The following is a 12,815-nucleotide window of genomic DNA, read 5'->3' as shown; positions in this document are numbered from 1 at the left end:
TAGTTAAATGCGGTTTACGTTAGGGTGTTGTGGTTATAATTTGGCTTCAAACGCCGCTAGTCAAAGCGACATCAACTCTCGCTTAATCTCATTATCAAACTTTTCAATCGCGTAGCGAAAAGCCACTCTTGGTATTGAGGCATACTTAGCATTCAGATAACCAATAACCTATTGAGGTTCTCTTTGACTGAGTACTTTTAGCATCCAACCATAACCTTTCTGCACTAAGTCATGGTTATCTTCGAGCAATAAATCCGCCACTCGAAACGGATACAATACAAAGTATCTATTCAGATTTTTAGAATAAATTAAAACAAGCACGTTTTGGCGAAAACCAGCGTGCTATCTAACTCTCCAGAAGGTAAACGCCGAGCATTAGCTAAACATGCTTCTTGCTGGTAGCCACATCGCTTCGCCACTGCCTGACTTTTCAAATTCGTTGCGGCCATTTTTATTTCAACCCGCTTTGCCCCTTTATTGAAGAAGGCAAACTCTTCGACAAGTTGGATCGCCTCGCTCACATAACCAAATCCAGTTTTCGAAGTTTGTAGCCAATAGCCGATTTCAAAACAAGGTACAGAATCGTCGCGGATAATAAAACCAATGGCTCCGATGAACGCCTCAGTGTTCTTTTCAATAATATTGAACCAAAACTCCCCCATAAAATTAGAGAAATTACTGGCGGCCTCTTGAGTATTAAATTCAAGTTGTTGCCGAGTTATGGCTTCAGAAACCCAAGGCAAGAATTCGGACAGCTCAGCCATACATTCTTGAACAACGTTAAACATTTCATCAGTGTGGATTAATGAAGGAGGCGTTAATTTTAGTCGTTCACTCTCCATTACTTACACCTTCCCACTCTGAGCGAAGCATCGCTAATACAACGCTATCCCACCACTTATTTTTGAAGAATCGGTGCTCTTTAAAGCAAGCTTCTTGTCTCATTCCAAGTGACTTGCACAATCTTATCGCCGCTAGGTTCTCACCAATGGTTTCCGCATAAATTCGATGAACCCCTAACTCTGAAAACCCAAAACCAGCCAGCGCTTTGGCCGCTTCTGTGGGTAGCCCTTTCCCCTGAATTTCTCTCGCAAAAGCGCAGCCCATTGAAGCTTGCTGGTTATCTTCAAGGCGCAAACACAGGGTTCCGATAAACTTCCCTGACTCTTTGCTTTCAACAGCTAATTGATAGGACTGGCGAGGAGCTTCCTGAGCCTGTTCAACAAACAATTGGGTGAGTTGATTGTATTTACTAGGCTCACAATCACTCTCATCATAGAAGCGCTGATATTTCGCATCCTGTGACATAGCGACAAACGCGCTTTGATCCTCAAACGTCATGTCTCTTAGAGCCAACCTAGCAGTCTCTATTTTGAACATCAAAATTCCTTTTTATCTGTCACCTAAACTGTATTGCGTTACTGACAGTCAAGCCAATAACGAGCTACTGGGCCAGGAAAGACTTTACCAAAAACTATTTTTTCAAACTTACCACCATTTGTCTCAATGACTTTTCGTGACGCTATATTGTCTTCGTCCGCGGTAATCAAAGCTTGCTTAATACCCAGAGAGCTCGCTTTTGGAATAGCGAATTTGAGCATTGCCTTGCCGTAGCCAGAACCTCTCTTTGAGGGAGCAATATCGTAGCCAATGTGCCCCACTTCCAGTGAAAGAAACTCATTATCGATGCGATGACGAACACGAATGGCGCCGAGTATCTCTCCTTCATCATTTACCAACCAATAATGATTACATGGCACATAACCATCGGGTAAGTTAACGCCTCTAGCCTCATCATCTAAGCATTCAATATAACGAGAAAAATCAAGAACACCGTCTTTGTAATAATCAGAGTTATCAATGTCGTGCTCCAAGAAGTCTTGGTAATACACCTTAAAAGCGGACTCAAATTCTTTTGAGGGCGATACTAGTTTCATTGTTATCTATTCCTCTTACGATAAAATTAAAGGATCTTTCTAATAAGCACGATGAATCTGATAGGTTCCAATCGGACTGCAGGTAAGTTTGAGCTCATCAAACCCATTTACGATCAAATCTGCTGATTTTAATTCTTCTCTGGTATGGCTGGTTAATAGAGCGATCGTGAAACATCCTGCCTGCTTGGCCGATAGTACGCCAGATGGTGAATCTTCAACTGCAACGCAATCTTCTGGTTTTGCGCCCAAAGCTTCTGCGGCTTTAAGGAAAGGATCCGGTGCTGGCTTACCTCGTACCACATCTTCGGCACAAATCATGACCTTTGGCAACGTAAAACCGGAGGCTTTCAAGCTTGTTGTTGCGACCGCTCTAGGTCCACTCGTTGCGATTGACCAGCAATCCGGGCCTAATTTTGATAAAAAATCATGAGAATTTGGTATAGCCTTGGCGCGCTTCATCTCTTGGGTCGCAATAGTTTTGACTTTATTGACCTCAGTGACATTGGAGAATTCCATGCCAATACAGCTCAGTGTCTCTTCGATTTTTCGCCCGTGGATATACTCACTCATGGTTTCAAAGCGAACACCAACAGTCTTGCACCATTTTTTCCAAATATTGTCGATAACCACTTGGGTATCAACCAGTGTTGCATCGACATCAAAAATAAACTTCTTACATTCAATCATGAACTCTAAAACCTATGAAAACACTTTGATACAGTATTGATATGAGCAGATAACACACATTAAGACGCCATGACTTTAACACCAAACAGCGTAAACAAGCCGCCGGTTACATAATCCATGACACTTGAGATACGTGCATAAACACTTTTCGCTGCTCGATGTGAAAAGGCTGTCGCCAGAAACATATGCCAGCATAAAGTAATACCAGACATAGTCAGCATAATGGCGATGGCCATCGGGATAGTAATATTTTCAGGCATAGAGACACTAAACAAACTCACGACAAAGAAACCCGTTTTAGGGTTTAAGATGCTAGTGATGAACGCAGACATAAAGACTTTTCTACTTGCTGGCAGCATCACTTCGCTAGTATTCAAACCTTCATCTAGCTGTTTGGCTTTTCGTGTTGAAAGGATCTGGCGCACACCTAAATACAACAAATAACTGCCACCAACGATCTTCATCACGCTAAACAGTGCCGGGAAATGGGAGAACAAAATAACCAATCCAGAGCATCCAAACAGTGACCATAACAATATGGACGTACTGACTCCAAAAGCAGAGTATTTTGCTAGCTTGCGGTTGTAGTGCAGCGCTGTGTTAATCGTCAACAGCACATTCGCGCCGGGCGTTGCGACTGCCAGCATCCAGATTAACGCAACGTGAAGAAGAACCAATAAATATTCCATTCGTCTATACTCAATTCACTCAAGCTTTAGTAATGATATCGCACGCACTAACGGATTTACGTAACTTGATTCACAAAATTAGTGCGCTCGAACGTGGTGTGATGAGTGTCTTTCAACTCAGCATTAGAGTCCATGTTTGGTTCTAAAAAATGCCAAGCCATAAGATTCAATCAATTGACAACCACTACTCTCGGCGCTTTACTACGCCATAAAGTTCCAGTAGTTGCCTACCATCACTAGGCATCCCTTCATAGGCACCAAACGCACTAGGGTAATAGATAGGCAATGCTGTCATCACAAACTGAGCCAATGAAAAATAGACACCAAAATTAATGACGTAAGAAGCGATGTAAGGGATTTGATTGCTATTAATAAAATACAACGATAGACACAGGAGTAATGAGGTAAGCGGCCCCATAACTAGAGACCATGCTTGTAAGGATTTACTGCCCTGTTGAGTTATTGAGGCAAAGCCAACATTCATTGAAAAGCTTGAAATTGACAGTGTGAGATTGCCAATTTGAACAACCTTGGCCTTTGCGCTATTCCCAAGGGTCACCTCGACTTTGTGACCCGCAATAAGCTGAGGGATTGCATGACCCAATTCATGCAATAAGGTGGCGATAGGCATCACAAACAAAAAGCCTACCGCTAATCCAATCAAACTATTCAATCTCAATCTCCCTATTTAGATCGATAGCCACTGTTAGAAGAGGTAAATAGTTAATAGAAAACCTACTGCCGCTTATATTGTGTTGGGCAATAACCTCTAGACACTTCAGAGATACGAAGTTTTACATGTTTTGTCGCACGACCTGCGACCCGAGCGCGCCACAATTTGAAGCTACCCGGCTTCATATGGCTACGCATAAAACGAATCACCTGTGATTCATTTAAACCAAATTGGTGTTCTATTGCCTCAAATGGCGTCCGGTCTTCCCACGCCATTTCAATAATTCTTGATTCACTCTCTTTAGATAATTTCATTGTCTACTCATCCTTTAAAATCTGAGTAGAAGTACGCTCACTCTCACTTTTTAGATCAGGGTGTTACTACTGAATCGATAAGGAATTATCAAACAAAAAACAGATATTTGTCGCTACCTTCTCTCCAGCCACTCGCTACGCAGCACCCCATACTTCACCGAGTCATAATACTCGCCTTGGTAATATCGCACCTTTCTCAGCCTCGCCTCTTGCTGGAAACCTAGCTTCAAAGCGAGAGACATCATGCGCGGGTTACCTGACCAAGTAGTTAGCCCAACACGCTCAATTTGTTTGTTTTCGAATAAGTAAGTAATCCAGAGCGGAAGTGCTAATGCTGCGATCCCCTTCCCCCAATAATCAGAGTTATAAATGACTACGCCAGCTTCAAGCCAACGTGTCTCTTCACACTCCCAGTAGCAACTCACGGTTCCGACAGGTACACCGTCGACAACCACTAGCTGTAGGTCATCGCCCTCAAGCAGTCGTTTAAACGAATGCGCTTCAAAGCTTTCTAATGACGGATGAGAATACGAAAAATAAGGGCCATTAAACTTAGTCCACTCATCGTTTGAGATAACCAAAGCATAAATAGAAGCCAATTCGCTCGGCATTGCTGGTCTTATCGTTATGTCCATTCGCTTTCCTTATCCTTTTTTCCTCAGTCCAAATAACCCCGAGTGATGAGTTTTGGTTGTTCATCGCAGTGGGGTTTAAGCCCTTCAGAAAATAAAAAGCTCGCCAATGATGACGAGCCTTGTTTAGGGTTGAACCATGCTAACTGCGAGGTCGCACTTAGCTTACAACTTGTTCTCGCAAATTCACTTCGACACTTTTTAAGACCTTAAACTCTTCACGAGTGCAGCCTCGAGCAAGAGATACCCAGTGATCACCAGTTTCGTCTGCTCCTTTAAACTCTGCACGAAGCTCGTATTTTCGCCACGAAACAAAAGCCAAAATAAAGGTCAGAGCGAGCATAGGTAACCCAAACTGAGGTACGAACGCCCAAGTTGCTGCAGATAGGATCAAGGCCAATGAAATGACGTTAATTGCGTTTTCTTTGATGCCCAGTTGTCGAATTTCTAGCTGTTTGATTTTACGTAAACTGTAAACATCCTTCTTCACTCGAAGTTCATCAGAACTCACTAGAAAGTCAGATGCCTTGTATGCTCTACGCAGCCTCAATAAATTCGCTAACCTATTGCGTGTTGGGTTCTTATTCATCGCCTTTCTCCATGTTATTAAAGGTTAGTAAAAACTAATATAATCATGAAGTTATCGGTGAATTCTCACTTTATAAATCAAGAGAATGTAAAAAGCAAGAATATAAAATTAATAATATTTATAACAACACCAACAAAACATTCAAAATATAAATCAATCCATTTAAGACCTAGTGGCTTATTTGAACTGTGTAGAGGGTATTCACCAATTGATTCTTTCCGCTACTCATAATGAATGCTCCCATTGACCAGCACTCTTCATCTGTACTTTGTAACCAGTTATTTCAATTCATTTAGAACAAGAGAGTAGTCTGCATAGAGTTTGCTGAAGCCCTATCACATAAAGTGCTAACTTACATAGAATTCATCCAAATAGAAGCACCCAGGTATCAGCAATTTGAATGGTTCAATCATTCATCTACTCATATCAGCGCAAGCTATCGATTAAGCAATTGATCTCATAATGGAGGAGCTGTATTGTTACTTTATACACACTGTTGCCTAATGGAGATAACGATGGACGAACTACTAATGCACGCTATGGAACAGAAACAACGCACGGTCGTAACAAGCTTATTTGCGAAAAATGGGTTTAAAATCGCCGCGACAGATTTTGATGATGTGACCTTTGAACGCGAAACCGTTTTAGTCAATGTCAGATTCGACGCCTCTTCTAATGTTGAGTCAATTTCAGTGTCAAACCACAAACGTTAAAATAATATTGTTCTGAAGCAAGAGTGACCAACATTCTGTGTGCCTCCATGATGGAGATACCACAACTTAGTAAGTTTACCTCCATCAAGAATTACGGCTAGCAAGCTAGAGCATGCTCCAACAAAGTTTCCTCATATCAAATTAAACTTTGTTTGAGCTTCTCTTCTAATGCTTGAACACACAATTGGATGGCAATCGGCGTGTTTGAAGTAAATGGATTCAATGCATAAACCGTATTTGTGGGTAATTCAAAGCTTGGCAGTACGTCGACAACCTGGCCAGATAACTGAGGAATATAGAAGTCTGGAATCACACCAATGCCAACACCCGATTTAATCAGCGCATGACAACTGTGAAATGAATTGGTGACGCAGCTAGCTTGTTGTTTATAGACAAAGCCTTCTTCAGTTTGAGAATGAAAATGGTGAGTCACCTGCTTCCCCTGCCAAGAGTTGGCAATATAAGGAATTGATTCAAGCTCACGTTCAAGCATGCTTGTGACGCCACACAATACATCTTTAAACTCACCTAACCGTTTCTGTTTTAGGTTACTGTCACGTGAACTGCCAACTCGTACCGCAAGATCAATATCATGCTCCATGAAATCTAAGTGTTGATCATCACTGATCAATTCCGGCTTTAATTTTGGATACTGTTTCATCAGATCCGCAATAATAGGCGCCACCAGCAAATCCATCAACGCATTCGGAGCCGTAATGCGAATCCGCCCCTGTGGCTCTTTCAGCTCTGATTTCGCCATATCCCATGCCGATTCAGCGATCACGTTAATATCTTTACAACTTAGATAAAAACGCTCTCCCATACTGGTCAAGGTTTGTCTTCGCGTTGTTCGTTTAAGAAGAGAAGCTCCGAGCTCTTGCTCCAAAATTTTTAGATGCTGACTGACAACAGATTTAGACAACTCTAGCTTTTCAGCCGCGGCCGATACTGAGCCTTGCTCTACGATATGAGCGAAAATCGACATCTGCTTTAGCTTGTTCATTTTATTGTTCTCTTTTTACAAACAGTATTTTCTATTATCACTGTTTTTTAAATTAATTATCAAGACTAAACTACATTCAACTTAACGAGATGACCAAATCAAAAACAAAGCATTTAGAAGAAGACTGATATGGAGAAAACAATGTCAAATAATCAAGTATTAGAAGCATGTAAGCAAGGTATCAACGCATGGCAAAAAGCATTCAACAGCCAAGATGCGAAAGGTTGTGCAGATCAATATGTAGAAAACTGTGTAATGGAAGCTCGCCCATTTGGTACTTTTGAAGGTCGTGAAGCAATTCAAGCATTCTGGCAAGGCATCATGGACCAAGGTTTCAGAGACGTTGATTACACCGATATTAAATGGGAAGAGCACCCAGAAGGTGGCTACTTTCTAACGGCAAGCTGGACGATGAAAAAAGCATTTGGTGTCGTACATCATGAACACTGGGTAGTACAAGAAGATGGTAAAGCTCGTCTTGTCAGTGATGACTTTGAAGTTCAAGGTGAGCGCTAGAACCTAGAAGTTTGAATCAGTAGCAGAAAGCCAGCAAATCCACACCAGGTAGCTGGCTTTTTTGTATAGCCAACACAAACCTATTCCGTCGTTATCTCAACTAAACACCATCATTATCCGCACCAAAGAATTAATAGATTCATCATGAGTTTCTGAGGCATAGCAACGAGTGTGATGCTTGCTGCAAACTGTAGAATATCGCTTATCGAAAGCCAAAGATGGCTTGAGATGTTGTTATTGCTGAGCCATTCTTTGTATAAACGATGGTGAATTTTGCCATCACTTTCATAGAGAATGACAAGGAATACGAATGATAAAAATGTTGGTTTGTGACTTTGACGGTACACTCGATGGTGGTCCTTCTCACGGGGTTAATCAACTGTTCGATTACCTCACCGAGCAACCCGATATCCGATTTATCATCGCGACAGGAAGAACATTACCTTCAATTCGAGTGGGCTTAGCATCGGGTAACTACCCGAAACCACACAGTATTATTAGCGATGTAGGCACGAAAATTCACCACGACCACTCCCAAAAGCCTGATCATATTTGGCACAACCAATTAGAAGCATCGTGGAACAAATCAAAGGTAGAGTCAGCACTCGCGCCACTCGATTTTATGGGCGAACGCTTAGAGAGCCATCAGGGTGATTACAAAATCACTTTTGAAGGAAAGCTCTCAGAGCCTCAGCATGAACTGATCGAATCGAGCTTAGAATTGTACGGATTAGATGTACACCTCACCTATTCTCACGACTGGTATTTGGATATCACACCGAAAGGCGTCAACAAAGCCACGGCGATTCATCACCTGCTCAAACAACATGATTTGAGCGTTGAGGAAGTGTGCGTTGCCGGTGACTCTGCCAACGACACCTCTATGCTAACGATAAAGGGCGTAAACTCAATATTAGTGGCTAACCATTATCCTGAGGTCGCTCACTTGTCTGATCGAGACAATGTGTATACTAGTAGAGCGACACACGCTGAAGGTGTTTTAGAAGGACTCAAATACTGGCAATCGCAAACGGTAGCGGGCAGTTAGAACTGGCGGAGTTGAGATACTCTTCGCTACTTCACGTCCTTACTTCCAACCTGGAAGCCAATGCTCCTTGTCGGTTAGATCTCGCCAATTAATGACTTCCTCTCGTTTGGTCATCACTGCTTCTATCAAGCAACGAATCACTTTCCCTTCTTCGAATTCAACCTCAGTAATCATGAAGTGTTTCTCCTTCCTTACTGGGCTAACCGCGGTCCATTTACTACGAAGTAACTTCTTTGGGTTGATCCGGTTCATGATCTGATCTCTCGCTGTGATGTCGTTGATTATTATGAGTTGTCTACTCGACAGAGAGTAATAGTCTCTGTCGCACAAAAAAGATCATAAAAAAGCCAGCGATTAAGCTGGCTCTATTCTGTCGGCTATTTCTCTTTAGAGATTAACCATTTTTAGGTGGATCAAATGCCGTCAGTTCTAATGCTGGGCCTGTGTATTTTTCAATCTTCACAAGCGCAGAATTCGCAGCACAGCCATTCGCCAAACGAGAAGTCGGGATATCCAACGTAAGCACGTTACAGCCACCGTTTTTACATAGACCTGTATCTTTATCTAAATCAGGCCAACCGCCTTCATGGATACATACAGCACCTTGCTTGATGCCATCAGTCACTAGTGCACCAACCAGTACTTGTCCACGATCGTTGTATGCACGAACGAGATCACCCGTTTTGATGCTACGTGCTTTCGCGTCTTCTACGTTAATTGAGATAGGCTCACGGTTACCGATCGCATACTCTTCACGGATCTTCGCGTAGTTAAATTGACTGTGTAGACGGTGCGCGGCGTGCGCTGTCATCAGTTGCAGTTCATCACTTTTCGCTTTACCGAAGAACTCAGTAGGCTCAATCCATGTTGGGTGAGCTGGGCAATCCGCAAGCTTGTAGCCTTCAATGGTTTTAGAGAAGATCTCAATTTTACCACTTGGCGTACCTAGCGGGTTCATCACTGGATCCTTACGGAAGTCAGCATGACGAACAAATTGTGCCGCCTTCTTGTTGTACTTCATGTCGATAAGCTGGTTATCATCCCAGAACTTACCAAATTTAGGCATACGAACACGAGCAGATTTACCTGCTTTTTGTGCCGCATCGTAAAAGCCTTTCAACCATGCCATTTCGTCTTTTCCTTCGGTGAAGACATCACGGCCACCCGCTTTGATCATCTCAGACATGTCTGCGAATACATCGAAGTCATTACGCGCTTCACCTTGAGGTTCAACCGCTTTCTTCATTGGCACTAGGTGTTGGTTACTGTAGTCACCCGTCATCGTCATATCATTACGTTCAAATGACGTAGTAATTGGCAACACAATATCGGCGTGCTTGGCAGCGGCTGTCCAGTAGATCTCAGAAATAACCACTAGCTCAGGTTTTTGCCACGCTTTGATCAGGCGGTTTGTATCTTGGTGGTGAGTAAAGTTACCACCGCCCGCCCACCAAATCATTTTCAGGTCAGGGAACGTAAGTTCATGACCGTTATGCATGTATGTTTTACCTGGATTTTCTAGAGCTTCTGTAATACGAGCAACAGGGAATGCGTTTACAGCTCCTGAGACAGCCCAGTCATTACCCGCAGAAGAACCGCCACCAATTGAAGCTGAGATAGCTGGCAATACACCCGCATCGCGTGTTGGGTTACCACCATTAGAATAGTGATATGATAGACCGAAACCACCACCTGGAAGGCCAATCTGGCCGAGCATTGCAGCTAGAGTGACCACCATCCAGTGACGTTGCTCACCGTATTGTTGACGCTGAATGCCCCAACCAGCCATAAGCATGGTTCGGTTCTGACTAAAGATATCTGCAAGTAGCTCAAGTTGTTTCGCAGGAACGCCTGTGATCTCTTCAGCCCATGCTGGCGTCTTTTCAACACCGTCTTCTTTACCCATTAGGTACGCTTCAAACTTGTCGTAACCGCTGGTGTATTTGCTTAGGAATTCAACATCGTGCTTACCCTTCTTAACCAAAGAGTACGCGATACCCATCATCATTGCCACATCAGTCATTGGGCGCGGTGCAATCCACTGAATTGCATCGCCAAAGAAATCAATCGTTTCTGAGCGCATTGGGTCGATTGCGATGATTGTTTTGCCAGACTTCTTAAGCTTGTGGAAGAACTCTAGACCAGAACCGTCTGTTGAATTCCAAGCAATCTTAAGCGTGTTTATAGGGTTCATCCCCCACAACACAACAACGTCTGAACTTTCTAATACAACGGGATGAGTAGTCTGTTGCTCATAAACTTCAATAGAACCCATTACGTGCGGCATAATGACCTGCGCAGCACCTGTTGAGTAATCACCAAGGTGACCTGAGTAACCACCAGCCAAACTCATGTAACGTTGCAGCAGCGTTTGTGCTTTATGCAGTACGCCACTTGAACGCCAACCGTAAGAGCCCGCAAATACAGATTCAGGTCCGTTCTCTTTACGAATACGCGTTTGCTGTTCATGGATCAGCTTATAAGCTTCATCCCAAGACACTCTAACGTAGTCGTCATCACCACGAGATCCTGTTGGCGCCGATGGATTATCTAGGAAACCTTTACGTACCATTGGGTATTTAATACGCGCTTTAGTGTGAACCTGATCGGGACCAGTCGTTTGTAGGCTGTTTGCAACCGTTTGTGCTAGGGCGTTAGTTGTTGAAACCAACTTGCCATCTTTTATTTCACACAACATCGGTCCCATACGACCTGCCGTTAATACACCTTTACCACGCTTGTTCGCAGCTGAAGCTGTTATTGGCGTTAATGATGTAATTGCCAGCGCACCAGCAGCCATGCCTGTTCCTTTGAGGAATCCGCGACGAGTAATATCTGTCATAATTATTTCCCTTTGTTTCTTAGTGGCCAGCCACATCTTTCGCGTGGTTCTGGAAGAATTTAGTAAGCAGTTCTAGATCTTGGTCTGAAATATCAGTACGTTCGCCCATGCCTTTAGCAACAGGACCCCAAGCGTTCACTGTGAAGTGATTTGCACCAATTTTTGCGTGACACGTTGAGCAGTAAACATTGTCGAGTTCTTCAGCGTAATCCCAGATTGGCTCGAGTGAATCTAGTACAGGCGCATCAACGTTCGCGGTTAGCACCGCCGTTCGCCATTCATTACCGTACGTATCCGCTTTAAAATCACCAACTTCAAGGTTCTGTTGCCCTTGGTCTGTCAGCATCGCAACGATTGAGCGTTGACCTTCACCGTAGTAAAGCACCTGTTCTGCACCCTTCATTTGGTAAGCATGCAACTCGATTGTACGCTCAGTACCTTCAACACTTTTGACATCTAGGCGTGCTGTTGGGTTAATAGCGCCAAGGTCACCAATACTGATGGTTTCTGCCGAGTAAACGACTTTCGCATTCGGGTCTGTTTTTTCGGTAAATGCCATCAAATTATCAAAGGCTTCGCTGTCCATTTCTGGTTCAGGAGCAAAGTGAGCAACACCCTTGTGGCAGTCGATACAAGTCTGATTATTCTCTTGTCCGTACTCATGCATTCTTGCTGCATCTTCAGATTGCTCGTAACTGTCCATCGCATCGAAAGTATGACAAGAGCGACACGTGGCTGAATCGCTTTCACGCAGTTGCGCCCACACGGTTTCCGCCATCGCCATACGATGCTCTTCGTACTTATCTTCTGTATCGATTTTTCCTGTCACGAACTCATGATAAATATCTTTAGACGCACGAATCTTGGTAATTACGTAGTCAATTGGATCGGAAGAAATATGGCAATCAGAACACTCAGCTCGAATGCCTTTTGCATTGCTGAAGTGGATTGAACCTTCATATTCTTCATACGGGATTTGCATAGTGTGGCAAGAGGTACAGAACTCAGTACTCGATGTGTAGTGCATAACGGCTGCAGTACCGCCCAGCGTTAGCCAGCCAATACCAATACCGACAGCGGCAATAAGAGCGATATATCGTTTTTTAATAGACATATTTAGAAATCATCTTCAACAATTAGTAATAATTGCGATCAGAATAATACTTTAGGAT

General features: G+C 43.3%; 16 protein-coding genes and 1 pseudogene. 3 read left to right on the top strand and 14 right to left on the bottom strand.

Features of this window, described 5'->3' with window-relative positions; translation table 11 throughout:
* Positions 1–60: 60 nt before the first annotated feature.
* The 10 genes and pseudogenes from ACMAZD_RS06935 to ACMAZD_RS06890 all read right to left on the bottom strand — a co-directional run.
* Positions 61–315, bottom strand: a pseudogene (locus tag ACMAZD_RS06935) (DNA alkylation repair protein); the annotation flags it as partial.
* The gene (locus tag ACMAZD_RS06930; protein WP_017105716.1) at positions 309–842 is read right to left on the bottom strand and encodes a GNAT family N-acetyltransferase; all 534 of its coding nucleotides are present in this window, start codon (positions 840–842) and stop codon (positions 309–311) included. The pseudogene ACMAZD_RS06935 and the gene ACMAZD_RS06930, both read right to left, overlap by 7 nt.
* Positions 832–1,380, bottom strand: a complete 549-nt coding sequence (locus ACMAZD_RS06925) for a GNAT family N-acetyltransferase (RefSeq protein ID WP_435249048.1) — start codon at positions 1,378–1,380, stop codon at positions 832–834. Before ACMAZD_RS06925 ends, ACMAZD_RS06930 begins: the two co-directional genes overlap by 11 nt.
* A 38-nt stretch (positions 1,381–1,418) precedes the next feature.
* The gene (locus ACMAZD_RS06920; RefSeq protein WP_435249047.1) at positions 1,419–1,937 is read right to left on the bottom strand and encodes a GNAT family N-acetyltransferase; all 519 of its coding nucleotides are present in this window, start codon (positions 1,935–1,937) and stop codon (positions 1,419–1,421) included.
* Between the two features lie 39 nt (positions 1,938–1,976).
* Positions 1,977–2,624: an HAD-IA family hydrolase gene (locus tag ACMAZD_RS06915; RefSeq protein WP_102562551.1), complete on the bottom strand. Its 648-nt coding sequence runs from the start codon at positions 2,622–2,624 to the stop codon at positions 1,977–1,979.
* Between the two features lie 59 nt (positions 2,625–2,683).
* Complete coding sequence (locus tag ACMAZD_RS06910; RefSeq protein ID WP_435249046.1) at positions 2,684–3,313, bottom strand: LysE family transporter; 630 nt, start codon at positions 3,311–3,313, stop codon at positions 2,684–2,686.
* Positions 3,314–3,497: 184 nt separating this feature from the next.
* Entirely contained in the window at positions 3,498–3,986 is a 489-nt protein-coding gene (locus tag ACMAZD_RS06905) for a hypothetical protein (protein ID WP_435249045.1), read from the bottom strand.
* Between the two features lie 62 nt (positions 3,987–4,048).
* A complete protein-coding gene (locus ACMAZD_RS06900) occupies positions 4,049–4,300 on the bottom strand; it encodes a TIGR03643 family protein (protein WP_435249044.1) in 252 nt (83 codons plus the stop codon).
* Positions 4,301–4,413: 113 nt separating this feature from the next.
* Positions 4,414–4,935 carry a GNAT family N-acetyltransferase gene (locus tag ACMAZD_RS06895; RefSeq protein ID WP_435249043.1) on the bottom strand — a complete coding sequence of 174 codons (522 nt, stop codon included), beginning with the start codon at positions 4,933–4,935 and terminating at the stop codon, positions 4,414–4,416.
* 157 nt (positions 4,936–5,092) lie between these two features.
* Entirely contained in the window at positions 5,093–5,521 is a 429-nt protein-coding gene (locus ACMAZD_RS06890; protein WP_435249042.1) for a hypothetical protein, read from the bottom strand.
* 515 nt (positions 5,522–6,036) lie between these two features.
* On the opposite strand from ACMAZD_RS06890, the gene ACMAZD_RS06885 reads away from it, so the two are divergent.
* Positions 6,037–6,234, top strand: a complete 198-nt coding sequence (locus ACMAZD_RS06885; protein WP_435249041.1) for a hypothetical protein — start codon at positions 6,037–6,039, stop codon at positions 6,232–6,234.
* A gap of 136 nt (positions 6,235–6,370) precedes the next feature.
* On the opposite strand, the gene ACMAZD_RS06880 is transcribed toward ACMAZD_RS06885, so the two are convergent.
* The gene (locus ACMAZD_RS06880; RefSeq protein ID WP_102277263.1) at positions 6,371–7,237 is read right to left on the bottom strand and encodes a LysR family transcriptional regulator; all 867 of its coding nucleotides are present in this window, start codon (positions 7,235–7,237) and stop codon (positions 6,371–6,373) included.
* Between the two features lie 141 nt (positions 7,238–7,378).
* Here ACMAZD_RS06880 and ACMAZD_RS06875 point away from each other — a divergent pair, with 141 nt between their 5' ends.
* Both ACMAZD_RS06875 and ACMAZD_RS06870 read left to right on the top strand, forming a co-directional pair.
* Positions 7,379–7,753, top strand: coding sequence for a YybH family protein (locus tag ACMAZD_RS06875; protein ID WP_435249040.1), 375 nt, complete (start codon positions 7,379–7,381; stop codon positions 7,751–7,753).
* Between the two features lie 310 nt (positions 7,754–8,063).
* Positions 8,064–8,801, top strand: coding sequence for an HAD-IIB family hydrolase (locus tag ACMAZD_RS06870; RefSeq protein ID WP_435249039.1), 738 nt, complete (start codon positions 8,064–8,066; stop codon positions 8,799–8,801).
* 39 nt (positions 8,802–8,840) lie between these two features.
* Here the strand turns inward: ACMAZD_RS06870 and ACMAZD_RS06865 are convergent, their stop codons facing one another.
* The 3 genes from ACMAZD_RS06865 to ACMAZD_RS06855 form a co-directional block, all read right to left on the bottom strand.
* Positions 8,841–9,053, bottom strand: coding sequence for a TIGR02450 family Trp-rich protein (locus tag ACMAZD_RS06865; RefSeq protein ID WP_435249038.1), 213 nt, complete (start codon positions 9,051–9,053; stop codon positions 8,841–8,843).
* A gap of 142 nt (positions 9,054–9,195) precedes the next feature.
* Complete coding sequence (locus ACMAZD_RS06860) at positions 9,196–11,643, bottom strand: molybdopterin guanine dinucleotide-containing S/N-oxide reductase (RefSeq protein ID WP_435249037.1); 2,448 nt, start codon at positions 11,641–11,643, stop codon at positions 9,196–9,198.
* A 19-nt stretch (positions 11,644–11,662) separates the two neighbouring features.
* The gene (locus ACMAZD_RS06855) at positions 11,663–12,757 is read right to left on the bottom strand and encodes a NapC/NirT family cytochrome c (RefSeq protein ID WP_435249036.1); all 1,095 of its coding nucleotides are present in this window, start codon (positions 12,755–12,757) and stop codon (positions 11,663–11,665) included.
* Positions 12,758–12,815 lie beyond the last annotated feature (58 nt).

The organism is Vibrio sp. nBUS_14, from assembly GCF_051201655.1.
Lineage (GTDB): Bacteria > Pseudomonadota > Gammaproteobacteria > Enterobacterales > Vibrionaceae > Vibrio.
Note: the sequence above shows the minus strand (reverse complement) of the source record. Positions and strands in the feature narration are given on the sequence as shown.